Genomic DNA, 22,428 nt, shown 5'->3' on the forward strand with positions numbered 1-22,428 from the left:
GTTCGACGATCTGTCGTTCAACCTGCCACCGGGCGGGATCGTCGGGGTGATCGGCGCCAATGGCGCGGGCAAGACGACCTTGTTCAAGCTGATCACCGGCGTCGAAACCGCCGACAGCGGCAGCGTCGAGATCGGCTCGACGGTTCATCTCGGCTATGTCGACCAGGGCCGAGACGCGCTCACAGCGAGTCACAATGTGTGGGAGGAAATTTCCGGCGGCCACGACATGATGACCGTCGGCAAAAATGAGATGCAGACCCGCGCTTATGTCGGCGCGTTCAACTTCAAGGGCGTCGACCAGCAGAAGAAGGTCGGCCAATTGTCCGGCGGTGAGCGCAACCGGGTCCACCTCGCAAAGATGCTCAAGCAGGGTGGCAACGTGCTGCTGCTCGATGAGCCGACCAACGATCTCGACGTCGAGACCTTGCGCGCGCTCGAGGAAGCGCTGGAGAATTTCCCCGGCTGCGCGGTGGTCATCAGCCATGACCGCTTCTTCCTCGATCGCCTGGCAACGCATATATTGGCGTTTGAGGGGGACAGTCATGTGGAGTGGTTCGAAGGCAACTTCGGAGCGTATGAGGAAGACAAGCGCCGCCGGATGGGGCCTGAGGCGGATCGCCCGCATCGGATGACGTATAAGAAATTGACGCGGTAGGGCGGGAATCCGAAGGCAGGTGGACCAAGGGTGAACCCCGGGGTGATGGATTGGGGCGCGCTTTGTGCCGGTTTGACGCAGGTGGGCCCCGGGTCAAGCCTGGGGTAACGACTCCCGCGCGCTGAACTGTTAGCCTAAGACTGATTGGCAGTTCTGAGGGCATTCGCAATGAACAACGAAATCTCGCTGTCCGCGCATTTCCGGCTGCTCTTCTCTTTCAGTGGGCGGGAGAATGTCGGGTCGTTCTGGCCTTATGCGGCGCTCGTGTTCGGGGTCATGACCGTGCTCAACATGCTGCTGATGATTCCGCTGATGGCGATGTCGGTCAGCAATATCGTCGAAAGCGGGATGCCGCCGCAGGTGTCGACCTTCATGTTCTATTTCGGCGCGATCACGCTGATCTGGTTCCTGCTCTACGCCGCCGCAATAGTGCGGCGGTTGCGCGATACCGGGCGATCGCCGTTGTGGGCGCTGATGCCGCTGCCGTTCGCGATCGTGTCGGCGTTTGGGTTGCGGCAGATGTTCGGCGCGCCACTCGACGGCATTCCGCCCGACCTGACGATGATGCAAGTCATGCTGGTCAGTAGCGCGTTGGAGACGGTGAGCGTAATGGTGCTGATCTTCCTGCTGACCCTGCCCAGTGTATCGGCATCGCGCGGCATAAAGGGCAAGAAGGCCGTGCCGCAGTATCACGAGGAATAGGGGACGGTGTTCACGTCGCCGACCATCCGGACGCCATAACGAAAGGAAGCGCCAAACCCCGGGGGATCTGGCGCTTCACTTTTGGTCATATGCGACCATCGAGATTTGGTCAGATAACCTTGTCGCCGAAATCCTCGGGCCGATACTGGCGCTCGCCGCCGGGTGCGGCATAACCTTCGACGCCCGGTTCGTCATCCTCGCCGCGCATATCCTCGACGCTCAGCGGGCCGGGGCCAGTGGCCGCGAACAGCAGGAAGATGAAGCAGAACAGGATCGCCGGCTCGCCGCCATTGAGCACAGGATACAAGTCTTTCGATGCATGCGCGACGAAGTAAGCAACGGCCATCTCGCCTGCCAGGATAAGCGCCGCTGGCCGCGTAAACAGTCCGATCATCACGAGAAGGCCGCCGACCAGTTCGAGCGCCCCGATCGCGACCGTCGGAATGCCCATGATATCCGACGGCAAGGTCATGTTCGGAACGTCGAATAATTTGGCGGTCCCGTGCTGGATGAACAGCAATGCCGTGATAATCCGCAGGACGCTTAGTGCGATTCCCGCATATTTTTCATTAACAACCATAGCCCCACTCCCTGCTTTAAGACTCGGGGAGGAAGCTGCCTTGGCTGGCGGCGGCTGTCAAACCGCCGCCAATGATTCACATCAAGTTTACAGGTCGATCGTCGCCTGATGCTCGGCGCTATGGTCTTTGCCCGGATCGATGTTGAACAGGGTCTTGAGCGCGGCCGCCTTGAGCGTGGCGCCCGGAGTTGCTTCCCAGACATCGGCGCTTTCGGTGTCGAAGCGAAGCAACTGCAGATCGGGATCGGTCTTGCCGTCCTTGTACCAGCTGGCGATGAACGGGTTCCACAGCCGTTCAATTACGGCCCTGTCGTCCGATGGAACCAGCGTGCCGTGGATATGCGCGAACAGGCCGTGGCCCTTGCCGACGAAGGTCGCAACCGCACGGGCGCTGCCCTGGACCGCCTGACCGACGCCATCGCTTTTCGAGGCGAAGAAATAAATCTGGCCGCCATCTTCCTTGTCGCCATCCTCGGGGACATCGACCTGGGCGGTCATCGGGCGCGTACGATCATCATCGACGCCCTTGAGGCCGAGCATGATGAACGGGCTGTCGTCGAGGTCCTTCCAGAACTTCCTGGCGAGCTTGGTTTCGGGTGATTCGTCCGTGCCGAACATCGGGCAACTCCTTTGGATTGAGATTGCCTCGATAACCGTCGGACTGGCGATGGCGTTCCCTGTCAGCGCAGACGCTTGACCATCATCCGGCCATTGTCGCCCATGCGGGTGCCAAAATTGGGCACTGCGGCGATCAGGTCGCTGAGGCGGGTGAAGCCGTAATTGCGGACGGCGAAGCTCGACACCGCCTTGGCGCGCTGGCCCATCTCGCTGAGCGAGGCATAGCCTTCGTCGTCGCGCTTCGATGCCTTGAACGCCGCGCCGAGGACTTGCAGCAGTTCGGCGTCAACCTGCCGCTGCCCGCCAACCGCCGCTGGCGCCTCGAGCGCTTCCTCCTTCTCGCTCGACAATGCAGCGACATCGAAAAAACGGGTGCAGGCCTGCTGGAAACTGATCGGGGTCTTGGTGGTGCCAAACCCATAAACCGGCAGCCCGTCCTCGCGGATTCGCTGGGCAAGGGGTAGGAAATCGCTGTCGCTCGACATGATCCCGAACCCGTCGACATGGCCGCGATACAGCAAGTCCATCGCGTCGATCGTCATCTTCATATCGGCCGCGCTCTTGCCCTTGACCACGTCGAACTGCTGGACCGGGACAATGGAATGCATTCCGGACAGATTTCCCCAGCCCTTGAGGCTGGGTTTGGACCAATTGCCATAGGCCCGGCGAATATTGATCGTCCCCAGCTCGCCGAGCACCAGCAACACCTGGTCAAGATGATCGGGGCTGGCGTTATCGGCGTCGATCAGCAGCGCAATGTTGAGTTCCGGCTCTAAGGAGCGGTCGGGATCGTTCATCGTGGGTTCTTCCTTAGTGGCGCTTCATACACCGTCGGGGGCGGAACGAAACGGGCGATGGTGCGCTTTCCGTTTTGTGAGCGCCAGGGGCGCGATGTGAAAGGTATCAGATTATGAAGAAATTGATTTTGACCGCCGCCGTGGCGTCGATCCTCCCGCTGTCGGCCTGTGCGACCGATCCTTATGGCTACAACAATGATCCGTACCGTTCGAGCCAGGGCAGCCGCGCTGCCACCGGCGCCGTGGTTGGTGCGGTCGTCGGCGGCGTCGCCGGTGCGGTGATCCCGGGTGTGAGCACGGTCGAAGGCGCGATTGCCGGTGGCGTTGCCGGTGCGGTGATTGGCGCCGTGGTCAAGGGCAAGCAATATTATCGCGATACCCGCGGTTCCTGCTATTATGTCGATCAATACGGCCGTCCGGTCTATGATTATGACACGCGTTGCTAATCGCTTAGCGCGCTAAGTTCAGACGGGGTGGAAGCTATCTTCCGTCTCTTCGAGGACGAATAGCCGACCTTCGGCGATGGCGAAGTGGCAGCCGTGGAGCGAAAGCTCCGCGGCTGCTTCGCGTTCGGCGATAAACGGAAAGGTGCGAAGGTTAGTCAGGCTTTGACGGATTGCGGCAAGTTCAAGCGCATGCTGCTTGTCATCGATGGATGGGTCAGCGAGAATCCTCTCGCGTGGCGTATCGAGAATGCTGATCCAGCCATCGACGAAATTTTGCGGACCATCATGTTCATGGCCCGCCAAAGCTGCCTTGATCCCCCCACAGGCACCATGACCCATGACTACGACATGCCGAACCCCAAGACCGGTCACCCCGAACTCGATCGCCGCCGACGCCCCATGGAGGCCGCCGCCAATCTCGTAAGGCGGGACAAGATTGGCAACATTGCGGAGCACAAAGGCCTGGCCGGGCTGGGTGTCGAAGATGGTGGCGGGATCGACCCTGCTGTCGCAGCAGGCGATGATCATGACCGGCGGCTCCTGGCCCTCCGCCAATTCCGCCCACCGGGCGCGCTCGGTGGCGTACTGATCCGAGCGAAACCTCGAATAGCCTTCCAGCAACTTGCGAAATTCGGGCATCAGAAGCGGTCGCCGCGAACCACATCGATGTCCCCCAGCGTGAGTAGAAGACGGTGACTGTCGAGCAAGGGCGCGAGCCGGTCGACGAGATCGGCGGCATGCTCTGCGGTGGTGATGGCCATCACCAGCACCTTTGCGGTCCCGGTCAGTCCATCGTCGCTCCAGTGGCCGTGCGACCCGGTGCCCGATAATGCCGGAAGCACGGTGTGACCGGTGACACCGCTGGCATCGAGCGCATCGACCAGCCGCGGGAGGAGCGGGGCATCAGCAAGAATTTCGATCCGTTTGCGGACTACGGTATGCATGGTCAGGCTATCCCATCATTCGCGCGACGGCAGCGATCAGCGCGATGTTGACGACGATGTTGAACGGAAAGGTGATTCCCAGCGACATGGAAAGATAAATACCGGGATCGGCCTCGGGCAAGGCAAGCCGCATTGCCGCCGGGACGGCGATGTAGCTTGCCGACGCCGTAAGCACGCCGAGCAAGGCTGCCGTTCCGAGATCAAGCCCCAGCGCGCTGCCGATGGCCACGCCGATCAGGCCGTTGATCAACGGCAGTCCAATAGCGAGCAGGCTAAGACGAAGCGTCAGCGCCCGTGTTTCGCGCAATCGCCGGGCAGCGATCAAGCCCATGTCGAGCAGAAAAAGGCAAAGCACCCCTTTGTAACCGCCGTCGAACACCGGCTTGATCGGCGCAAAGCCTTTCTCGCCCGCGATCACGCCGATCACAAACGCGCCAACCAGCAAGACGACCGAGGCATTGAGCAACACTTCGTGCCACAATCCCTTGGACGCCACTCCAGTGTCGGACGACCCACGTCTGGCGAGCAGCAGGCCGGTGATGATCGCCGGTGTCTCCATCAAGGCCAACACCGCGACCATGAAACCCGCTGCGGGCAGCCCGGCCCCCTTGAGCATTTCATTGGCAGTAATGAACGTCACCAGGCTGACCGAGCCGTAATGGGCCGCGACGGCGGCAGCATCGACCCGTTTTAGCCCGCCGATACTGCGCAACGCTGCGAACGCGGGCAGGGGAAGAAGGAAGCTGAGCGCCATGCCTGCTGCACCGGCAATCAGCAGCGCGTCGGTGAGGCCGCTGTTCGATACTTCGACCCCGCCCTTCAATCCGATGGCTGCCATCAGGTAAATTGCCATGCCTTTGGCGAAGGCTTCGGGAATGACGAGATCGGATCGGGCGAAACCGGCAAGCATCCCGAGCGCGAAGAACAGGATGATCGGCGAGGTCAGCGTCGACAGAATCATTTGGCCCCCTGAATGCTCGCGGGTTGCTACTCAAGTGACTGACGATTGGCAATCAGCCCCCGCGTCGCTATCTGGCCATCCATGAACGCCGTGCTCCCCATTCCCCCGCGCCAGCGCAAGCCCGACTGGATCCGCGTCAAAGCGCCGGTCAGCCAAGGTTATCACGACACTCGCAAGTTGATGCGCGACCTCAAACTCAACACGGTGTGCGAGGAAGCAGCCTGCCCCAATATCGGCGAATGCTGGACCAAGAAGCACGCCACGGTGATGATCCTGGGCGACACCTGCACGCGGGCCTGCGCGTTTTGCAACGTCAAGACCGGGATGCCGCGCGCGGTCGATGCGTTGGAGCCGCAACATACTGCCGATGCCGCCGCCGCGCTCGGGCTTAGCCATATCGTCATCACTTCGGTCGATCGCGATGATCTGCCCGATGGCGGGGCGAGCCAGTTCGTCAAAGTGATCGAGGCGCTGCGCCGGACGACGCCGGACACGACGATTGAAATCCTGACGCCCGACTTTCGCAACAAGCATGACGCCGCGGTCGAAGCGATCGTTGCCGCGCGGCCTGATGTCTATAATCACAACCTCGAGACGGTGCCGCGGCTGTACCCGATGATCCGGCCGGGCGCGCGTTACTATGCCTCGCTGCGATTGCTGGAGCAGGTCAAACGGCTCGACCCGTCGATCTTCACCAAGTCTGGCGTGATGGTCGGGCTGGGCGAGCAACGGCTCGAGGTGCACCAGGTAATGGATGACATGCGATCGGCGGGAATCGATTTCCTGACCATGGGCCAATATCTCCAGCCGACCCCGCGCCACGCGACGGTCGAAGAATTTGTCACGCCCGATGCGTTCAAGGCCTATGCCTCGATTGCCCGCGCCAAGGGGTTCCTGTTGGTGGCAGCGTCGCCGCTGACCCGGTCGAGCTATCACGCGGGCGATGACTTTGCGAAGATGCAGGCGGCCCGCACTGAACAATTGGCGCGCGCCACGCGCTGATGCCGAGGCATAGTGAGACCAAGGTGCTGCCCTATTCGCCCGAACAATTGTTCGCGCTGGTGGCTGATATCGAGAAATATGACGAATTCCTGCCGTGGGTGGTCGCGGTGCGAATCAAGTCGAGCTCGGACGCCGAGACGATCGCCGACCTCGTCGTCGGGTTCAACGCCTTCAAGGAGCGCTTCACCAGTAAGGTGACCAAGCATGCGCCCGACCGGATCATGGTCGATTATGTCGATGGGCCGCTCAAATATCTCCACAATGTGTGGAGGTTCACGCCCGCGCCGGGGGGCGGGACCGAATTGTGCTTCGCGGTCGACTTCGCGTTCAAGTCGCGCTTGTTCGAGGCGCTTGCGGGGCAGATGTTCGACCGCGCCTTGCGGCGGATGACGTCAGCCTTCGAGCAGCGCGCCGCGGCGCTTTACGGCATCAACAATTCGAGCGCGCAAAGCGCCGCCTGACGGCGAATGCCCGCGCGGCCTTCGCTGGCATCGAAGATTTTCTGGTCGGCGGTGACTTTATCGGGGCCAGGTTCGCGCTCGGCCCGAGCGAAAACGACGGTCCCGACCGGCTTGTTTGGCGTGCCGCCGTCAGGGCCGGCGATCCCGGTGATTGCCACCGCAATATCGGCGCCCGAGCTTTCGAGCGCGCCCTGTGCCATCGCCCAGGCGGTTGCGACGCTGACCGCGCCAAAGGTATCGACCACGTCATCGCAGACATTGAGCGAGGCTTTCTTGGCCGCGTTGGAATAAGTGACGTAGCCAGCTTCGAACACTGCCGATGAGCCGGGGATTTCGGTCAGCGCGGCCGACACCAGCCCGCCGGTGCAGCTTTCAGCGACCGCGATGCGCTTGCCGGCGGCGAGGTTGGCGGCACTCACTTCGCGGGCTTTTTCAACCAGATCGTCGGGGAGGAGTGAGTCCATCGCGGGCCTATACGCGCATCAGCCGGGCAAGCGAATAGTGGCGATGGCCTGCGCGGCCATGCCCTCGCCGCGGCCGGTGAAACCCAATCGTTCGGTCGTGGTCGCCTTGATCGAGACGCGGTCGATCGGAAGCGCGAGGATATCGGCGATGCGGGCGCGCATTGCGGTTCGGTGCGGGCCGACCTTGGGCGCTTCGCAGATGATGGTGCAGTCGACGTGGTCGATGATTCCGCCGGCCGAGCGGATCAGCGTCGCGGCATAAGCGAGGAACTGGTCGGACGCCGCTCCCTTCCATTGCGGATCGGACGGCGGGAAATGGTCGCCGATATCGCCAAGGGCTGCTGCGCCAAGCAACGCGTCGGTAATCGAATGAAGCGCGACGTCGGCATCGCTGTGCCCGGCAAGCCCGCGATCATGGGGAACGGACACCCCGCCGAGCATGATCGGGCCGTCGCCCGCAAAGGCGTGGACGTCGAAGCCTTGGCCAGTGCGGGTAATGAGGCGAGCGGCGAGGGCAGCTTCGGCGCGGTCGAAATCCTGCGCATTGGTCAATTTGTCGAGCATTGGGTCTCCTTCGACGGTGGCGACCTTGAACCCGGCTTCGACCATGACGGTTGATTCGTCGGTCGGCGCGCGGCGTTTGGCTTCGCCATAGGCGTAGAGCAGATCCTCGACGTGGAACGCCTGCGGGGTCTGGATCCGGACCAGGCCCGCACGGTCGACCATCGCGTCGATCGGGCCTCGGGCTTTGGCCAAGGTGTCGGCAATGGCGAGGGCAGGGACCGCGCCGTCATGCGTGGCGAGCGCGTCGAGCAAGCGGTCGATCACAGCGGGCGGGCAGAACGGGCGGGCGGCGTCGTGGACCAGGACGATGCCGTCACCGATGGCCGCGAGGCCGGCGCGAACGCTATCGGCGCGTTCGGCACCGCCGGTGATGAGGGTGCCGACATCGCGGTTCGCAAGGGCGGTTTTGGCGAGATCGTCCTGCCCCGTGCCGATCACGACGCGAACCGCATCGATGCGCGGGTGCGAGGCGAGCGCGTCGACTGCGCGGGCGAGCACCGATTTCCCCACCAGCAGGCGAAATTGCTTGGGTAGGTCGCTGCCCATCCGGCTGCCCGATCCGGCGGCGACGATGAGGGCGGTGACGGTGGGTGTGTCGGACATGGCCGCGCCTTGCCCGTTTGGCCGCCCTCCTGTAAAGGCGCACCAACCCCATGAGCCTGATCAAGCCCATCCACGTCGGTCCGGTGACCATCGACGCGCCGGTCATTCTGGCGCCGATGACGGGCGTCACCGATCTGCCGTTTCGCAAAGCGGTCAAGCGCTTCGGCGCGGGGCTAACGGTGAGCGAGATGATCGCCAGCCAGGCGATGATCCGCGAAACCCGCCAAAGCTTGCAGAAAGCGGCGTGGGACCCGGTCGAGGAACCGGTGTCGATGCAGCTTGCGGGTTGTGCGCCGGGCGAAATGGCCGAAGCGGCGAAGCTCAACGAGCAACTCGGCGCGGCGATTATCGACATCAATATGGGCTGCCCGGTCAAGAAAGTCGTCAACGGCGATGCCGGGTCGGCGCTGATGCGGGACTTGAAACTGGCGGCGAGCATCATTGAGGCGACGGTCAAGGCGGTCACTGCGCCGGTTACCTTGAAGATGCGGATGGGGTGGTGTCAGGATAGCCTGAATGCCCCGCAACTCGCTAAGATCGCTGAAGATTTGGGCGTGAAGATGATCACCGTCCACGGCCGCACACGCAACCAGATGTACAAAGGATCGGCCGACTGGCGGTTCGTGCGGACGGTCAAGGACGCGACCAATTTGCCGGTGATCGTCAATGGCGACATTTGCAGCCGCGAGGATGCGCGCAAGGCGCTCGCGCAGTCGGGCGCGGACGGGGTGATGATCGGGCGCGGCGCGTACGGCAAGCCGTGGCTGCTGGGGCAGGTGATGGCCGATTTGGCCGGAGGCGGGGCGCGGCCTGACCCGTCGATGGATGAGCAATTGGCGATCATCCTGACCCAATATGACGAAATGCAGTCGCTCTACGGCAAGGTGACGGGCGTCAATCTCGCTCGCAAACACCTCGGTTGGTATACCAAGGGACTCACCGGATCGGCGGAATTCCGAAACAAAGTGAACCAGGTCGACGACCCCGACACGGTCATCGCAATGCTCCGCGAATTTTATTCTCCATGGCTGGAGCGAGCCGCCGCCTGAGGCGCAATCTGCGGCCAACGAGCAACTGTGTTTTTTATGCCACTAGACCGTGCTAGGGCGACGGTTGATGGACGCTGCCACCACCGATTCCGGATTGTTCAAGGCCGCCGAGCGCTGGCTTCTGCGCGAGCGCGATAGCGGGCGTTTCTATCGCTGGGCGACGATCGGGCTAGTCGTGCTGCTGGCGATCATCCTGGCCTTCAGCGTCAATATATTGATCAATAGCGGCACGCCGGGGACGTTCCTGTCGCCGCCACTGATTGCGTTGCTGCTGGTTGCCAATTTGATCCCCGCAATCGCGCTGATGGTGTTGCTGTCGCGCAAATTCGCGATGGCGCGCGCGGAAAAGGGTGGATTGGCCGGCGGGCAGTTGCACACGCGGTTGGTGGCCCTGTTTTCGGTCGTTGCCGCGGTTCCGACGGTGATGGTCGCAATCTTCGCTTCCTTGCTGTTTCAGTCAGGGCTCGAATTCTGGTTTTCTGACCGCGCCAGGGGAATGATCGAAAATTCGGTCGAATTGGCGCGCACTACATATTCGCGCGAGGTCGAGCGCGTTTCACTCCAGACGGTGACGATGAGCGGCGATCTGTCCGGTTATCTGCGTGAAGTGTCGATCAGCGACCCGCTGTTCGCCGATGGTTTCGCGCGCCAGGTGCTTCAACGCGAATTGTCCGAAGCAATCATCGTGCAAGTCGACGGCAAGGGTGTCGTCAGATCACTGATACTGGTCAATCCGTACGACAGGCCGCTTGAGAAAGTGATCACCAAGGACAAGTTGGCCGAGCTGACCGAAAAGGAAAGCGTGGCGATCAACAGCAATGATCGGATTGGGGCGCTTGCGCATCTCAACTACGGTCAAGGCACCTACGTCTATGCCGCGCGCGTGTTCGATCCCCAGTTCCAGAAGCAGATCACGCGCGCCGACGAGGTGCAGAAAACCTATGGCGAGATGGTCGACCGATCCCGACTCTACCAGCTGCGGTTCAACGCCGCGCTGTTGCTCGGCGCGCTGATCATCGTTGGCCTGGCCATCGCCACCGCGCTCAAGATCGCCGACCGACTGGTTCGGCCCGTCGGACAATTGGTCGCGGCTGCCGGTCGGGTGGAGGAGGGGGACTTTTCGACCCGAGTCCCCGTTGCCAAGCCGCATGACGAGATCGCCCTTCTGTCGACCGCGTTCAACCGGATGATCGGGCGATTGCAGGAACAGACCGGGGCATTGGTCAGCGCCAACGAGCTGATCGATACGCGCCGTGCGTTTATCGAGGCGGTGCTGTCGAGCGTTACCGCCGGCGTGGTGGCACTCGATGCGACGGGCAATATCCTGCTGCTCAATCGGTCGGCGGAGAATTTGCTCGAGCCTGAGGGCGAGGAGATTGAGGGGCGCAACCTGACCGACATTTCGGCCGAGCTGGCCGAGTTCATGACTGGCGAGGCGCGCGATGCCAATATCACCATCGCCGCCGAAGGCGGGCAGCGCACACTGGCGGTCAAGCGCGTGCGTTATGCCGATGGCGCGGTGCTAACCTTCGACGACATTACCGATCAGTTGAGCGACCAGCGCCGTGCGGCCTGGTCCGATATCGCGCAGCGGATCGCGCACGAAATCAGGAACCCACTGACCCCAATCCAGCTCGCCGCCGAACGATTGCAGCGGCGATATGGGCAGGAAGTGACGTCGGAGCCCGAGGTGTTCGAGCGCTTGACCGGCACGATCATTCGGCAGGTCGGCGACCTGCGCAACATGGTCGACGAGTTCAGCAATTTCGCGCGCATGCCCAAACCGGTGTTCAAGACCGAGAATATCCACGAGATTGCCCGCGCCGCGCTGTTCCTGCACGAAGTTGCGCACCCCGGCGTGGCGTTCAGCATCGATCCGGTCAAAGCCGATATCGCGCTCGTCTGCGACCGTCGCCAGCTAAGCCAGGCGTTGACCAACGTCGTCAAGAATGCGGTCGAAGCGATTGAAACCAGGCGCAATCGAGGTGAAACCAATTTTGATGGCGACCGCGTTGAATTGCGCGTGCGGGCGGTCAAGGACCAAGTGGTGATCGACGTCCACGACACCGGCGTGGGGCTGCCCGAAGATCGCGAGCGGCTGACCGAACCTTATATGACGACGCGCGTGCGCGGTACCGGGCTTGGCTTGGCGATCGTTAAAAAGATCGTCGAGGAGCATTGCGGCGAAATCGCCTTCCTCGACCGCAGCGGAGGAGGGACGCATGTGCGGATCGCCTTCGATGCCGAACGACTGGCGGCGCAGGCGGCCGAGACGGAAGATGGTGACGACGGTGACGACGGTGACGACGGGGATTTGGAACGGAAAGGCCTGAACGATGGCGCTTGATGTGCTCGTTGTAGATGATGAAGCCGATATTCGCGATTTGGTCGCGGGGGTGCTGGAGGATGAGGGATATTCGGTGCGCACCGCATCGGACAGCGATTCGGCGCTGAGCGCGATCGAGGACCGACGCCCGAGCCTGGTGCTGCTCGACGTCTGGCTGCAGGGATCGCGGCTCGACGGCCTCCAGATCCTCGAACAGGTCAAACGTCGCGACCCGACGCTGCCGGTGATCATGATCTCGGGCCACGGCAATCTCGACACCGCCGTTGCTGCCATCCGCGAGGGCGCGGTCGATTTCATCGAAAAGCCGTTCGAAGCGGGCAAGTTGCTCCATCTGGTCGAGCGCGCGACCGAGACCGACCGGTTGCGGCGCGAGAATGCCGCCTTCCGCCAGCAATTCGGGCAGGACGACCAGCTGGGCGGATCGTCGGTCGCAATCAACACCGTGCGCGCGACGCTGAAGCGGGTCGCACCGACCGGGAGCCGGGTGCTGATCACCGGGCCGGCGGGGGTCGGCAAAGAGATTGCAGCGCGGACGATCCACAATTGGAGCCCTCGGGCATCGGCGCCGTTTATCACCGTATCGGCAGCGATGATGAGCCCCGAGCGGATGGAAGAGGAGTTGTTCGGGGTCGAGGCCGAAGGCGTAGCGCGGCCCGGCTTGCTCGAGCAGGCGCATGGCGGGACATTGTTCCTCGACGAGATTGCCGACATGCCGGCGACGACGCAGGCCAAGATGCTGCGCGTGCTGACCGACCAGAGCTATACCAGGGTTGGCGGGCAGCGCCCGGTTAAGGTCGACGTACGCGTGTTGTCGGCAACATCGAGCGATCTGGCCGAAGAAATTGCCGCCGGGCGGTTCCGCGAGGATCTGTATTACCGGCTCAACGTGGTGCCGGTGCGGATCCCGTCGCTGCGCGAGCGGCGTGAGGATATCCCCGACCTGGTGGTGCATTTCCTGGCGCGGTTTGCAGCCGAACGGCGGATCGCAACCCCCGATGTGTCCGAAGAAGCGATTGCGGCGCTGCAGGCGCATGATTGGCCGGGCAATGTCCGCCAGTTGCGCAACATCATCGAGCGGACCTTGATCATGGCGCCGGGTGATCGGGTGGAGTGCATCGACGTCGACCTGCTGCCCGCTGAAGTGGTCGACAGTCAGGCGGCAACGACCATGGGATCGTCATCGATCGCGATCATGGGATCGCCGCTGCGCGAGGCGCGTGAAAGTTTCGAGCGTGAATATCTCAAGGTCCAGATCCGTCGCTTTTCGGGTAACATCTCGCGCACCGCATCGTTCATCGGGATGGAGCGGTCCGCCTTGCACCGCAAGTTGAAGGCGCTCGGCCTGGCCGATCGCCGCGAACTCGACGAATAGGATAAACATGGCCGAACGAGCGATGAGCCTGCAGGATCAGTTCCTCAATGCAGTGCGCAAAGACAAGATGCCGGTGACGATCTTCCTGATGAAGGGCGTCAAGCTGCAGGGGGTGATTACCTGGTTCGACGCTTTCTCGATGCTCCTGCGGCGCGATGGGACGGCGCAATTGCTGTACAAGCATGCGATATCGACGATTGTGCCGTCAGGGGTGCCGAGCGGGGGACTTCCCAAGCCGGCCCCGCTCGACGAGAAGAAATCGTCGTTGCAGGACATTTTCCTGAGCGCGGCGCATGGCCAGCATGAGTCGATGACTTTGTTCCTGGTCAATGGCGTGATGTTGCAGGGTGCGGTCGGGAGCTTCGACCAATTTTCGATCCTGCTCGAGCGGTCGGGGCAGGTGCAACTGGTCTACAAACACGCAGTCTCGACACTCCAGCCGGCCGGGAGCCTGGACTTGCAGTCCCATGGCGAGCCCGACGGAGACGATTGCTGAGCGTCTTCAATCGCGACGATGACGACGGGATCAGCCGCGGCGAGCGCGCCGTGCTGGTGCTACCCGACATCGCCGGCACCAAGGCGATGCGATCGGTCGAGGCGCGGCTCGATGAGGCGGCGGGGCTGGCCGCGGCGATCGGGATCGAGGTGGTTGCCCGGCGGTCGGTACGAGTCCGGGCGCCGCGCCCGGCGAGCCTGTTCGGCAAGGGCCAGGCCGAGGAAATTGCGGCGGCAGTGGCCGACGAGAAAGCCGGGCTGCTGATTGTCGATGCGGCGCTGAGCCCGGTGCAGCAAAAGAATCTGGAGGAAATGACCAAGGCCAAAGTGATTGACCGCACCGGGTTGATCCTCGAAATCTTCGGCGAGCGCGCGGCGACGGCCGAAGGGCGGATGCAGGTCGAGTTGGCGCACCTCGATTATCAGGCGGGGCGACTGGTGCGCAGCTGGACCCATTTGGAGCGGCAGCGCGGCGGCTTCGGCTTCCTTGGCGGGCCGGGCGAAACCCAGATCGAGGCCGATCGGCGAATGATCCGCGACCGGATGGCGCGGATCAAGAAGGAATTGGAGCAGGTCAAGCGCACCCGCGGGCTGCACCGCGACCGTCGGCAAAAGGCGCCGTGGCCGCTGGTGGCGCTGGTCGGCTATACCAATGCCGGCAAGTCGACCCTGTTCAATCGCATGACCAAGGCCGAAGTGCTGGCCGAGGACCTGCTGTTCGCGACGCTCGATCCGACGATGCGCGAGGTCAAACTGCCGGGTTCGGGCAAGGCGATCCTGAGTGACACGGTCGGGTTTGTATCCGACCTGCCGACCGAATTGATCGCGGCGTTCCGGGCGACGCTCGAGGAAGTGCTGGCGGCCGATTTGATCCTCCATATTCGCGACATGGCGCACCCCGATCGCGATGCGCAGGCGGCCGATGTCGAGGCGGTGCTCGAATCGCTCGGGCTGGAGGAGGGGAAGGGGCCGCCGCGTATCGAGGTGTGGAACAAGGCCGACGCGATGGCGCGCGACGAGCGCGAGGCGCTGGCCGGGGAGGCGGCACGGCGCGAGGATGTCGCGGTGGTGTCAGCGCTGACCGGCGAAGGAATCGAGGCGTTGCGGGTGGCAATTGTCGAGCGGCTTGGCTCGGGCGACGATACGCGCGCGGTTACGTTATCGTCGAGTGAGGGAGAGAAGATGGCTTGGCTGCATGCCCGCGGCAAGGTGATCGGGCAGGACAGCGACGGCGAGCATATCACGATGAAGGTGCGGCTGTCGGCGGTCGATTGGGCGCGGTTTCAGGCGCTCTGAGCGGCCTTTGCGGCGATCCAGAGCTGTTCTTTTTCATCCAGCGAAAGCGCTTCGAAGCGCGGTTCTGTTTCGATCGCCCGGAAGCGCCGCTCAAACTTGGCATTGGCCGCGCGCAAAGCAGCTTCAGGCGCGATGTTGAGCTTTCGTGCGAGGTTGACCACCGCGAACAGCAGGTCGCCCAATTCCTCTTCGCGCGCAGCCTGGTCGGTCTCAGCGTCGAGCTCGGCGAGCTCCTCGACAACCTTGGCGCGGGCGCCGCTGGCGTCGGGCCAGTCGAACCCGGTGCGGGAGGCGCGTTTCTGCAGCTTGGTGGCGCGTTCCAGCGCCGGCAGTGCCTTGGCGACACCAGCGAGCGCGCTCTGGTCGGGATTGTCGCGGCGTTCCTCGGCCTTGATCTGCTCCCACAAATGGTGGCCGCCGTCGGTGGCATCGCCGAAGATGTGCGGGTGACGGCGCTCCATCTTGTCGCAGATGCGGGTCAGGACCTCGTCGAGCGTGAAATGGCCGGCCTCGGTCGCCATTTGGGCGTGGAATACGACTTGCAGCTGGAGATCGCCGAGCTCGTCGGCGAGGTCGGCCATGTCGTTGCGATCGATCGCGTCGGCGACTTCATAGGCTTCCTCGATGGTATAGGGCGCGATGGAGGCGAAGCTTTGGACGCTGTCCCATTCGCAACCGGTCACCGGATCGCGCAACCGGCGCATGATGCTTTCGAGGCGACCAAGATTGGCCGGGGGGGACTCAATATTCACCATTTTCTCCGGTAATTATAAGTATGATAATATGTATTATGTAAAACAATGATCATGATTTTAGAGGGTGTGGCGATGTTTTCTCTCTCAACAGACGCCGCTCGCAGAGTTGCACGACCTTGGTCACGGTTGCAGCACCAGCGTGTTGCCCTCGACCCGCCAACTGCCGAGCGACGACAGGAAGTTCATGCCCAGCACGTTAGTATCGTCGGCGCTGTTCACATATATTGTGAAGTCCGTCCGGGCGATCTGGCCGACGGCGAAATCGGACGCGGTCGCGACTGGCATCTGCACCTCGCCATTGGCGGTCTCTACCTGAGCAACGCGCATCCCGGTCTCGACCTTTGCCGCGGCGGCAAGATCGGGCGAGATGGTGGTGACCGACGCCCCGCTGTCGACTAGGAACGGCGCTGCCTTGCCGTTGACGCTGGCATCGACCCAGAAATGACCATCGTCGCGCATCGCGATCCGCAATTCATTGCCCACCTGGATCGGCGCGCCGGTCGCTTCAGCGCGAAGCTTCGCGCCAAGTGCGGTAAACTCGCCACGAAACGCGAACAACGTGAAGGCGACCCCGAAAATCGCAACCCACGCCAGCACCATCTTTACGGCCTTGCCGAGCGGCAGGCTCATGCCGATCAGCGAGCTTGCGACCAGGATCAGGCAGAGCATCAGATATAGGGAGTTCATTCCCTGATTTTCGGTCATCCCAGCTGCACTTCCTGCCCGTCGAACGCGGGCGCGGCCCAATCGGGCAATTCGCGGACAAGTGTTGCATAATCCATGCTTTTGTCGAGGTGGGTGAGCAACAATTGGCCGATTCCGAGATCCCTCGCCCAGCCCAGCACGGCATCGAGATGGGCATGGGTCGGGTGCGGCCTGCGGCGGAGGCAATCGCAGATCCATAGGTCAATCCCGGCATAGAGCGCACGCATGGCGTCGGTTATGTCGTGAAAGTCGATTGCGTAACCGAGCACGTGTCCCCCCTCCTCGACGCGGATACCGAGCGAGGTGATTCCGCCGTGGGGCTGGTCCACGAAGGTCAATGTGGCTGACCCGAGCGCAAGGGTTTCGCCGAGCGGTTTCGGGCTGATCACCGCCGGATAAAGCGGTGTTCCTTCAAAGGCATAAGCGAAGCGTTTGGCAAGGTGTTGGAGCGTGTCTGCGCGAGCATGAAGCGGAACCGGGGCGCCTGTGTGATGCGCAATCTGGCGAAGATCGTCGATCCCGTGACAATGATCGGCATGGTCGTGGGTGACGATCACGCCGGCCAGGTCGGCGGTTTCGGCGGCAAGCAATTGTTCGCGCATATCGGGGCCGCAATCGACGAGGAGTTGCTCGCCAGCACTGTCGATCAGGATTGACGAACGGGTGCGGCGATTGCGCGGCTCGGCGGGATCGCATGTCCCCCAATCATTGCCGATCCGCGGCACACCCGACGACGTTCCGCAGCCGAGGATGCGGACCTTCATGCAGCCTTCTTGAACAATCTGAAGAAGTTGGCGGTGGTGTTGGCTGACAATAGTTCGATCGTCTCGCCGCGCAATTCAGCCAGGAAAGCGGCGGTGTCAGCGACGAACGCCGGCTCACAGGACTTGCCGCGATGCGGGACCGGGGCGAGGAACGGGGAGTCGGTTTCGACCAGCAGGCGGTCGGCAGGGATGCTCTTCGCCGTATCCTGCAAATCCTTGGCATTCTTGAAAGTGACGATGCCGGAGATCGAGATGAACAATCCGAGATCGAGCGCGGTGCGGGCGAGGTCGGCGCTGCCGGTGAAACAGTGGAGCACAGCCGCGATCCCGCCCTGCTCGACGGCTTCGGCGAGCATTTCGGCGGTGTCGGCTTCGGCATCGCGGGTGTGGATGATTAAGGGCAGCCCGGTCTGGCGCGCGGCATCGATGTGCGCCGCGAACCGCTCGCGCTGGGCGGCGCGGTCGGACTTGTCGTAGTAATAGTCCAGGCCGCACTCGCCGATCGCAACGACCTTGGGGTGGGCGGAGGCGGTAACCAGCTCGTTTGCTCCGAGATCGGGGTGGGCATCGGCCTCATGCGGGTGGATCCCAACGCTGGCCCACACGTCGGGCTCACGGGTTGCGACGGCGATGACGTCATCCCATTCGGACTGGCGGGTCGAAATGTTGAGGAAACCAGCGATTCCACGCGCGCGGGCGGCGGCCAGCACCTCGTCCTGGCGCTCGGCGAGGCCGTCATAGACCAAGTGGCAATGGCTATCGATCAGCATCAGGCATCCTCTGGCTCTTCCATCTCAAGGCGAGGGAAAATTGGAGCGGGTTGGGTGAGCCGGAAGTTGCTCTCAGCCAACCGAACATACCAAGTTGGATCATTCAACGAATTTTGATTACGTTCGGTGTCAGAGATGCCCATAGCATCGAGGAGTTTGCCGGCTGACTCGGGAATGACGGGTGCGATCGCAATTGCCAAATCTCGAATGCAAACGAAAAGAGTGCCCAACACCTCTTTCATTCGCTCGGGGTCAGACTTGCGAAGCGCCCACGGAGCAGTCTGATCCACATACTGGTTGCATGCATAAACTGCGCGCATCCATGCCTCAATTCCCTGTGAGAAATTCAATGAATCGAAATCCCGTGGAACCTCGTACTGACAAGCGGTTGCGACCGTTTGAACAAGTTCATTATCTAGAGCGGAGCCTTCGAATCTAGGTAAGACGCCGTCGAGATTTTTGAACACCATCGACAAGCTACGCTGCGCCAGATTGCCGAAGCTGTTGGCGAGCTCGGCATTGACCCGGTTGACGATCGCTTCGTGGCTGTAGCTGCCGTCCTGCCCGAAGCTGACTTCGCGCATCAGGAAGTAGCGCAAGGCATCGACTCCGTAGCGCGCCGCCATGTCGATCGGGTCGACCGAATTGCCAGCGCTCTTCGACATCTTCTCCCCGCTCTTGGCGAGGATGAAGCCATGGCCGTATATTTGTTTCGGCAAGGGCAGCTTGGCTGACATCAGGAAGGCCGGCCAATAGACCGCGTGGAAGCGGACGATGTCCTTGCCGATCAAATGGACGTCGGCGGGCCAGTATTTCGCGAAATCGCCATTGGTGTCGGGATAGCCGACTGCGGTCATGTAGGTGGTCAGCGCGTCGACCCAGACGTACATCACATGGTCGGGCGATCCCGGGACTTTGACCCCCCAGTCGAAGCTGGTGCGCGAGACGCTGAGGTCGCGAAGGCCGCCTTCAACGAAGCGGATCACCTCGTTGCGGCGGCTCTCGGGACGGATGAAGTCGGGATTTTCGCGGTAGAGCGCGAGCAAGGCGTCCTGATATTTGGACAGGCGGAAGAACCACGTCTCCTCAGCGGTCCATTCGACCGGCGTGCCTTGGGGCGACCGGCGGTCGTCGCCTTCGCCGGTCAGTTCGCTCTTGTCGTAAAACGCCTCGTCGCGGACCGAATACCAGCCTTCATAACGGTCGAGGTAAAGGTCGTCCGAGGCCTCCATCGCGGTCCACAAGGCCTGGCTGGCGGCGTGATGGACGGGGTCGCTGGTGCGCAGGAACTCATCATTGCTGATGTTCAAGGTCGCGCACATCACCTTGAAACACGACGACATTTCAGTCGCGAATTCCATCGTATCGCGGCCTGCGTCGCGCGCCGTCTGGACCATCTTGAGGCCATGCTCATCGGTGCCGGTGATGAACCTTACATTGCGGCCCTGCGCACGGCGGAAGCGGGCAATGGTGTCGGCGGCGATCGCTTCATAGGCATGGCCGATGTGCGGCTTGCCATTGGGATACGAAATTGCGGTGGTGATGTAATAAGGCTCGGCCATGGCGCGGCCCTAAACGGACGCGCCTTCAGGGGCAACCGAGGCGAGGATCGTGCCGAGCTGGAAAATGGTCGCACCGGGATCGAACGACAAGCGCGGGGCGAGCTGGCAGGTGTCTCGGGCGCGGCGGTAGGCATCGAGCGCGCGCAGGCGGGCCGGACCGTCGAGGATTTTGGCTTCGTCGGCGATCATCGTCGGGACGATCTGCAGGAAGGCGGCGTAGCGATCGGCCGAGGCCTTGAGGCTAAGCGACTGGGCAAGCCTGGCGCGGCGCTCGTTGAAGGGGTCACCGGCGCGCATGATTGCCAGCGCCTGGTCATGAAGCGGGGCGAGGTCGAGCGCGGCATAGGACAGCGCCGTGCCGGGGGAGCCCCCTGCCCGCTGGATCAGCGCCGGTATCTTTGTGGAGTCTTGACCTTGTTCGGCGAGGATCGACGCCATGACGTCATCGCCAAGTGGCTGGAAATCAAGCGTTGTGCAGCGCGAGCGGATGGTTGGGAGCAAGCGGCCGGGGACGTGGCTGACCAGCAGGAAGACGCATTTGGCAGGCGGCTCCTCGAGCATCTTGAGCAACGCATTGGCCCCGGAGCGATCAAGGTCGTCGGCAGAATCGATCACCACCGCACGCCAGTCGGACATCGCCGGCGTGACCGAGAACAGGTCGCCGAGCGCGCGGACCTGATCGACACTGATGTTGCGTTGGAGCGCGGTGCCGGTTTTGTTCAAGATTCGTTCGAGGAAGCGGTAATCGGGGTGGCTTCCGGCGTTGATCAAATGTGCCGTTGGGTGGTTCTCGGGAGTCTCGATCCCAGCGCCGACGATCAGCGGGCCGGCGGCTTCGGCGAGCATGCGAGTTGCGGCGGCGCGGGCGAAGCTGGCCTTGCCGATTCCGCGCGGGCCGGTCAGCAGCCAGGCGTGGTGCATCGCGCCGCTCGCCCAAGCACCTAGGAAACGGTCGATCGCCGAAGCGTGGCCCAGGATCACGGCAGCAAGTCGCCCAATGCGTAGAGCAAACGCGCAGTGACGGTTGCGGTGGGGCCCGAGGCGTCGATCAATTTGACGCGGTTCGGTTCGCGCTGGGCCATGGTGCGGAAACCTGCATCGACCGCGGCGTGATAGGATGGCGGGCGCGAACCGATGCGGTCGCCGGAATGGCCGTCGCGATTGCGTGCGCGGGCGCCGGCTTCGGATTCGTCGAGCTGGAGCACAAGGGTGCGATCGGGGAGGTAATCGACGCTGCCAAAGCGATGCAGGTCGCGCACGGCGTCAATCCCAAGACCACCCGCTTCGCCCTGGTACGCGAGGCTCGAGTCGAGGAAGCGGTCGCTCAGCACCCATTCGCCGCGCTCGAGCGCGGGCAAGATGGTCTTGTCGATATGGTCGGAGCGCGCGGCGGCGAACAGCAAAGCTTCGGCGCGGCTGTTCCAGCGGCCGTCTTCGCCTTCGAGCAACAATTTGCGGATTGCTTCGGCGCCGGGACTACCGCCCGGTTCGCGCGTGAGAGCGACCTGTAGGCCGCGCCCGGTGAGGGCTTCGGCCAAGGCGGCGAGCTGGGTCGATTTGCCGACCCCTTCCCCACCTTCGAGGCTGACGAACCGACCCCGTGCCATCAGGCCATCCCCAGCAATTGGGTGAGCCCGATCCAGATCCGACCGAAGAAGCCGGCGGGCGCGACGTCATTGGCAGCAACCAATGGCATCACCTGCTCGCCCGAATCGGCGGTGGTGACGATCAGATCGGCGACATGATCGCCCTTCCTGAAGCCGGGCTTGAGCGGCCCCTGGTAGCGAATCTTAGTCGAAGTGACCTTGGACAGGATGCCGGCCGGCATGGTGACCGCGAGATCGTGCGGGGCAACCAGGCCGACCTCGCTGTCGCTGCCCATCTGGACGCTGGCCGTGCCGACCGTGGCACCCGCTTTGTAGAGCGGCTTGGTCTGCCAGGCGTTGAAGCCCCATTCCATCAGGCGAACCGATTCCGCGATGCGATTGGTGTAACTGTCGATTCCGGCGACGACCATGATCAGTCGGCGGCCGTTCTGGACGGCCGATCCGGTGAAGCCATAGCCCGCTTCGTCGGTATGGCCGGTCTTGAGGCCATCGGCCCCGGCGACCTTGCCGAGCAAGGGGTTGCGGTTGGCCTGGGTGATCGCCGCGCCGCTGCCGAGCGTCTTTCCCCAGGTGTAGGACGTCTGCCCGTAAAATTGCTTGTAGAGCTTGGGGTGGCGCTCGATCTCGGCCCGCGCCAGCGTCGCCAGGTCGCGCGCGGTGACATAAGTGCGGCCTTCGTCGGGCCAGCCGTTAGAATTGCCGAAACGGCTATTGGTCAGGCCGAGCCTTTTGGCATTGTCGTTCATGACATTGGCGAAGGCTTCCTCGGTCCCGGCGATGCATTCGGCAAGCACGACCGATGCGTCATTGCCGGACAACGTAACGATGCCGTGGAGCAGATCCTCGACCGTCGGCTGTTCGCCAACGCCGAGGAACATCGTCGATCCGGCGGCCGGACCATGCCATTTC

26 protein-coding genes are annotated in these 22,428 nt (G+C 62.7%); 10 read left to right on the top strand and 16 right to left on the bottom strand.

From position 1 onward, the window contains the following. Both RMN73_RS11825 and RMN73_RS11830 read left to right on the top strand, forming a co-directional pair. The coding region (locus RMN73_RS11825; protein ID WP_309603533.1) for an ATP-binding cassette domain-containing protein at positions 1 to 655 on the top strand (655 nt) is incomplete at its 5' end. A gap of 168 nt (positions 656 to 823) precedes the next feature. Next, positions 824 to 1,357 carry a DUF805 domain-containing protein gene (locus RMN73_RS11830; RefSeq protein ID WP_309603534.1) on the top strand — a complete coding sequence of 178 codons (534 nt, stop codon included), beginning with the start codon at positions 824 to 826 and terminating at the stop codon, positions 1,355 to 1,357. Positions 1,358 to 1,466: 109 nt separating this feature from the next. Here the strand turns inward: RMN73_RS11830 and RMN73_RS11835 are convergent, their stop codons facing one another. The 3 genes from RMN73_RS11835 to RMN73_RS11845 form a co-directional block, all read right to left on the bottom strand. Beyond that, positions 1,467 to 1,937: a DoxX family protein gene (locus RMN73_RS11835; RefSeq protein ID WP_309603535.1), complete on the bottom strand. Its 471-nt coding sequence runs from the start codon at positions 1,935 to 1,937 to the stop codon at positions 1,467 to 1,469. A gap of 87 nt (positions 1,938 to 2,024) precedes the next feature. Then, positions 2,025 to 2,555: a pyridoxamine 5'-phosphate oxidase family protein gene (locus tag RMN73_RS11840; protein WP_309603536.1), complete on the bottom strand. Its 531-nt coding sequence runs from the start codon at positions 2,553 to 2,555 to the stop codon at positions 2,025 to 2,027. A 62-nt stretch (positions 2,556 to 2,617) separates the two neighbouring features. Continuing rightward, entirely contained in the window at positions 2,618 to 3,352 is a 735-nt protein-coding gene (locus RMN73_RS11845) for an NYN domain-containing protein (protein WP_309603537.1), read from the bottom strand. Positions 3,353 to 3,465: 113 nt separating this feature from the next. Here RMN73_RS11845 and RMN73_RS11850 point away from each other — a divergent pair, with 113 nt between their 5' ends. Next, the gene (locus tag RMN73_RS11850; RefSeq protein ID WP_309603538.1) at positions 3,466 to 3,798 is read left to right on the top strand and encodes a hypothetical protein; all 333 of its coding nucleotides are present in this window, start codon (positions 3,466 to 3,468) and stop codon (positions 3,796 to 3,798) included. 18 nt (positions 3,799 to 3,816) lie between these two features. On the opposite strand, the gene RMN73_RS11855 is transcribed toward RMN73_RS11850, so the two are convergent. From RMN73_RS11855 to RMN73_RS11865, 3 genes are read right to left on the bottom strand one after another with little or no spacing between them, the layout of a single operon-like run. Next, positions 3,817 to 4,437: a carbonic anhydrase gene (locus RMN73_RS11855; protein WP_309603539.1), complete on the bottom strand. Its 621-nt coding sequence runs from the start codon at positions 4,435 to 4,437 to the stop codon at positions 3,817 to 3,819. Beyond that, positions 4,437 to 4,742, bottom strand: a complete 306-nt coding sequence (locus RMN73_RS11860; RefSeq protein WP_309603540.1) for a DUF190 domain-containing protein — start codon at positions 4,740 to 4,742, stop codon at positions 4,437 to 4,439. Before RMN73_RS11860 ends, RMN73_RS11855 begins: the two co-directional genes overlap by 1 nt. Positions 4,743 to 4,749: 7 nt before the next feature. Continuing rightward, on the bottom strand, positions 4,750 to 5,703 hold the full coding sequence (locus tag RMN73_RS11865; RefSeq protein WP_309603541.1) for a sodium-dependent bicarbonate transport family permease: 954 nt from the start codon (positions 5,701 to 5,703) through the stop codon (positions 4,750 to 4,752). Between the two features lie 81 nt (positions 5,704 to 5,784). Between RMN73_RS11865 and lipA the strand changes: the two genes are divergently transcribed. Beyond that, entirely contained in the window at positions 5,785 to 6,705 is a 921-nt protein-coding gene (gene lipA, locus RMN73_RS11870) for a lipoyl synthase (RefSeq protein WP_309603542.1), read from the top strand. Next, a complete protein-coding gene (locus RMN73_RS11875) occupies positions 6,705 to 7,166 on the top strand; it encodes a type II toxin-antitoxin system RatA family toxin (protein ID WP_309603543.1) in 462 nt (153 codons plus the stop codon). Before lipA ends, RMN73_RS11875 begins: the two co-directional genes overlap by 1 nt. Here the strand turns inward: RMN73_RS11875 and RMN73_RS11880 are convergent. Together RMN73_RS11880 and RMN73_RS11885 are read right to left on the bottom strand one after the other, a co-directional pair. Next, positions 7,127 to 7,630 (bottom strand): CinA family protein, encoded by a 504-nt coding sequence (locus RMN73_RS11880; RefSeq protein ID WP_309603544.1) that lies wholly within the window; start codon positions 7,628 to 7,630, stop codon positions 7,127 to 7,129. The two genes, RMN73_RS11875 and RMN73_RS11880, sit on opposite strands and share 40 nt — an antisense overlap. 18 nt (positions 7,631 to 7,648) lie before the next feature. Beyond that, positions 7,649 to 8,797: a bifunctional 2-C-methyl-D-erythritol 4-phosphate cytidylyltransferase/2-C-methyl-D-erythritol 2,4-cyclodiphosphate synthase gene (locus RMN73_RS11885; RefSeq protein WP_309603545.1), complete on the bottom strand. Its 1,149-nt coding sequence runs from the start codon at positions 8,795 to 8,797 to the stop codon at positions 7,649 to 7,651. 50 nt (positions 8,798 to 8,847) lie between these two features. Here RMN73_RS11885 and dusB point away from each other — a divergent pair, with 50 nt between their 5' ends. From dusB to hflX, 5 genes are all read left to right on the top strand, one after another. Next, positions 8,848 to 9,846: a tRNA dihydrouridine synthase DusB gene (gene dusB / locus RMN73_RS11890; protein WP_309603546.1), complete on the top strand. Its 999-nt coding sequence runs from the start codon at positions 8,848 to 8,850 to the stop codon at positions 9,844 to 9,846. A 67-nt stretch (positions 9,847 to 9,913) separates the two neighbouring features. After that, positions 9,914 to 12,193 carry an ATP-binding protein gene (locus RMN73_RS11895; RefSeq protein WP_309603547.1) on the top strand — a complete coding sequence of 760 codons (2,280 nt, stop codon included), beginning with the start codon at positions 9,914 to 9,916 and terminating at the stop codon, positions 12,191 to 12,193. Then, the gene (locus RMN73_RS11900; protein ID WP_309603548.1) at positions 12,183 to 13,565 is read left to right on the top strand and encodes a sigma-54 dependent transcriptional regulator; all 1,383 of its coding nucleotides are present in this window, start codon (positions 12,183 to 12,185) and stop codon (positions 13,563 to 13,565) included. Before RMN73_RS11895 ends, RMN73_RS11900 begins: the two co-directional genes overlap by 11 nt. Positions 13,566 to 13,572: 7 nt before the next feature. After that, entirely contained in the window at positions 13,573 to 14,061 is a 489-nt protein-coding gene (hfq, locus tag RMN73_RS11905; protein WP_309603549.1) for an RNA chaperone Hfq, read from the top strand. After that, on the top strand, positions 14,058 to 15,356 hold the full coding sequence (gene hflX, locus RMN73_RS11910) for a GTPase HflX (protein ID WP_309603558.1): 1,299 nt from the start codon (positions 14,058 to 14,060) through the stop codon (positions 15,354 to 15,356). Before hfq ends, hflX begins: the two co-directional genes overlap by 4 nt. Here hflX and mazG read toward each other — a convergent pair. The 8 genes from mazG to RMN73_RS11950 all read right to left on the bottom strand — a co-directional run. Then, on the bottom strand, positions 15,344 to 16,108 hold the full coding sequence (gene mazG / locus RMN73_RS11915) for a nucleoside triphosphate pyrophosphohydrolase (RefSeq protein WP_309603550.1): 765 nt from the start codon (positions 16,106 to 16,108) through the stop codon (positions 15,344 to 15,346). The genes hflX and mazG overlap by 13 nt on opposite strands. A gap of 123 nt (positions 16,109 to 16,231) precedes the next feature. Continuing rightward, complete coding sequence (locus RMN73_RS11920) at positions 16,232 to 16,798, bottom strand: TIGR02281 family clan AA aspartic protease (protein WP_309603551.1); 567 nt, start codon at positions 16,796 to 16,798, stop codon at positions 16,232 to 16,234. Between the two features lie 14 nt (positions 16,799 to 16,812). Beyond that, complete coding sequence (locus RMN73_RS11925) at positions 16,813 to 17,580, bottom strand: MBL fold metallo-hydrolase (RefSeq protein WP_309603552.1); 768 nt, start codon at positions 17,578 to 17,580, stop codon at positions 16,813 to 16,815. Then, the gene (locus RMN73_RS11930; protein WP_309603553.1) at positions 17,577 to 18,350 is read right to left on the bottom strand and encodes a TatD family hydrolase; all 774 of its coding nucleotides are present in this window, start codon (positions 18,348 to 18,350) and stop codon (positions 17,577 to 17,579) included. The genes RMN73_RS11925 and RMN73_RS11930 overlap by 4 nt, the downstream gene beginning before the upstream one ends. Next, the gene (gene metG / locus RMN73_RS11935) at positions 18,350 to 19,912 is read right to left on the bottom strand and encodes a methionine--tRNA ligase (RefSeq protein ID WP_309603554.1); all 1,563 of its coding nucleotides are present in this window, start codon (positions 19,910 to 19,912) and stop codon (positions 18,350 to 18,352) included. The genes RMN73_RS11930 and metG overlap by 1 nt, the downstream gene beginning before the upstream one ends. A 9-nt stretch (positions 19,913 to 19,921) precedes the next feature. Next, positions 19,922 to 20,893 (bottom strand): AAA family ATPase, encoded by a 972-nt coding sequence (locus RMN73_RS11940; protein ID WP_309603555.1) that lies wholly within the window; start codon positions 20,891 to 20,893, stop codon positions 19,922 to 19,924. Continuing rightward, positions 20,890 to 21,519: a dTMP kinase gene (gene tmk / locus RMN73_RS11945; protein WP_309603556.1), complete on the bottom strand. Its 630-nt coding sequence runs from the start codon at positions 21,517 to 21,519 to the stop codon at positions 20,890 to 20,892. Before tmk ends, RMN73_RS11940 begins: the two co-directional genes overlap by 4 nt. Then, the coding region (locus RMN73_RS11950) for a D-alanyl-D-alanine carboxypeptidase family protein (RefSeq protein WP_309603557.1) at positions 21,519 to 22,428 on the bottom strand (910 nt) is incomplete at its 5' end. The genes RMN73_RS11950 and tmk, both read right to left, overlap by 1 nt.

The sequence above is a fragment of the Sphingomonas sp. genome (assembly GCF_031372575.1).
Classification (GTDB): Bacteria; Pseudomonadota; Alphaproteobacteria; order Sphingomonadales; family Sphingomonadaceae; genus Sphingomicrobium.

Excerpts from the sequence above, each read along its gene's own strand:
- RMN73_RS11920 (WP_309603551.1), bottom strand. The coding sequence starts at position 16,798 with ATGAACTCCCTATATCTGATGCTCTGCCTGATCCTGGTCGCAAGCTCG.
- RMN73_RS11885 (WP_309603545.1), bottom strand. The coding sequence starts at position 8,797 with ATGTCCGACACACCCACCGTCACCGCCCTCATCGTCGCCGCCGGATCG.
- tmk (WP_309603556.1), bottom strand. The coding sequence starts at position 21,519 with ATGGCACGGGGTCGGTTCGTCAGCCTCGAAGGTGGGGAAGGGGTCGGC.
- RMN73_RS11865 (WP_309603541.1), bottom strand. The coding sequence starts at position 5,703 with ATGATTCTGTCGACGCTGACCTCGCCGATCATCCTGTTCTTCGCGCTC.
- dusB (WP_309603546.1), top strand. The coding sequence starts at position 8,848 with ATGAGCCTGATCAAGCCCATCCACGTCGGTCCGGTGACCATCGACGCG.
- RMN73_RS11900 (WP_309603548.1), top strand. The coding sequence starts at position 12,183 with ATGGCGCTTGATGTGCTCGTTGTAGATGATGAAGCCGATATTCGCGAT.
- metG (WP_309603554.1), bottom strand. The coding sequence starts at position 19,912 with ATGGCCGAGCCTTATTACATCACCACCGCAATTTCGTATCCCAATGGC.
- RMN73_RS11860 (WP_309603540.1), bottom strand. The coding sequence starts at position 4,742 with ATGCATACCGTAGTCCGCAAACGGATCGAAATTCTTGCTGATGCCCCG.
- RMN73_RS11875 (WP_309603543.1), top strand. The coding sequence starts at position 6,705 with ATGCCGAGGCATAGTGAGACCAAGGTGCTGCCCTATTCGCCCGAACAA.
- RMN73_RS11930 (WP_309603553.1), bottom strand. The coding sequence starts at position 18,350 with ATGCTGATCGATAGCCATTGCCACTTGGTCTATGACGGCCTCGCCGAG.
- RMN73_RS11845 (WP_309603537.1), bottom strand. The coding sequence starts at position 3,352 with ATGAACGATCCCGACCGCTCCTTAGAGCCGGAACTCAACATTGCGCTG.
- RMN73_RS11880 (WP_309603544.1), bottom strand. The coding sequence starts at position 7,630 with ATGGACTCACTCCTCCCCGACGATCTGGTTGAAAAAGCCCGCGAAGTG.
- RMN73_RS11855 (WP_309603539.1), bottom strand. The coding sequence starts at position 4,437 with ATGCCCGAATTTCGCAAGTTGCTGGAAGGCTATTCGAGGTTTCGCTCG.
- RMN73_RS11850 (WP_309603538.1), top strand. The coding sequence starts at position 3,466 with ATGAAGAAATTGATTTTGACCGCCGCCGTGGCGTCGATCCTCCCGCTG.
- RMN73_RS11925 (WP_309603552.1), bottom strand. The coding sequence starts at position 17,580 with ATGAAGGTCCGCATCCTCGGCTGCGGAACGTCGTCGGGTGTGCCGCGG.
- RMN73_RS11835 (WP_309603535.1), bottom strand. The coding sequence starts at position 1,937 with ATGGTTGTTAATGAAAAATATGCGGGAATCGCACTAAGCGTCCTGCGG.
- hfq (WP_309603549.1), top strand. The coding sequence starts at position 13,573 with ATGGCCGAACGAGCGATGAGCCTGCAGGATCAGTTCCTCAATGCAGTG.
- RMN73_RS11895 (WP_309603547.1), top strand. The coding sequence starts at position 9,914 with ATGGACGCTGCCACCACCGATTCCGGATTGTTCAAGGCCGCCGAGCGC.
- RMN73_RS11830 (WP_309603534.1), top strand. The coding sequence starts at position 824 with ATGAACAACGAAATCTCGCTGTCCGCGCATTTCCGGCTGCTCTTCTCT.
- lipA (WP_309603542.1), top strand. The coding sequence starts at position 5,785 with ATGAACGCCGTGCTCCCCATTCCCCCGCGCCAGCGCAAGCCCGACTGG.
- RMN73_RS11840 (WP_309603536.1), bottom strand. The coding sequence starts at position 2,555 with ATGTTCGGCACGGACGAATCACCCGAAACCAAGCTCGCCAGGAAGTTC.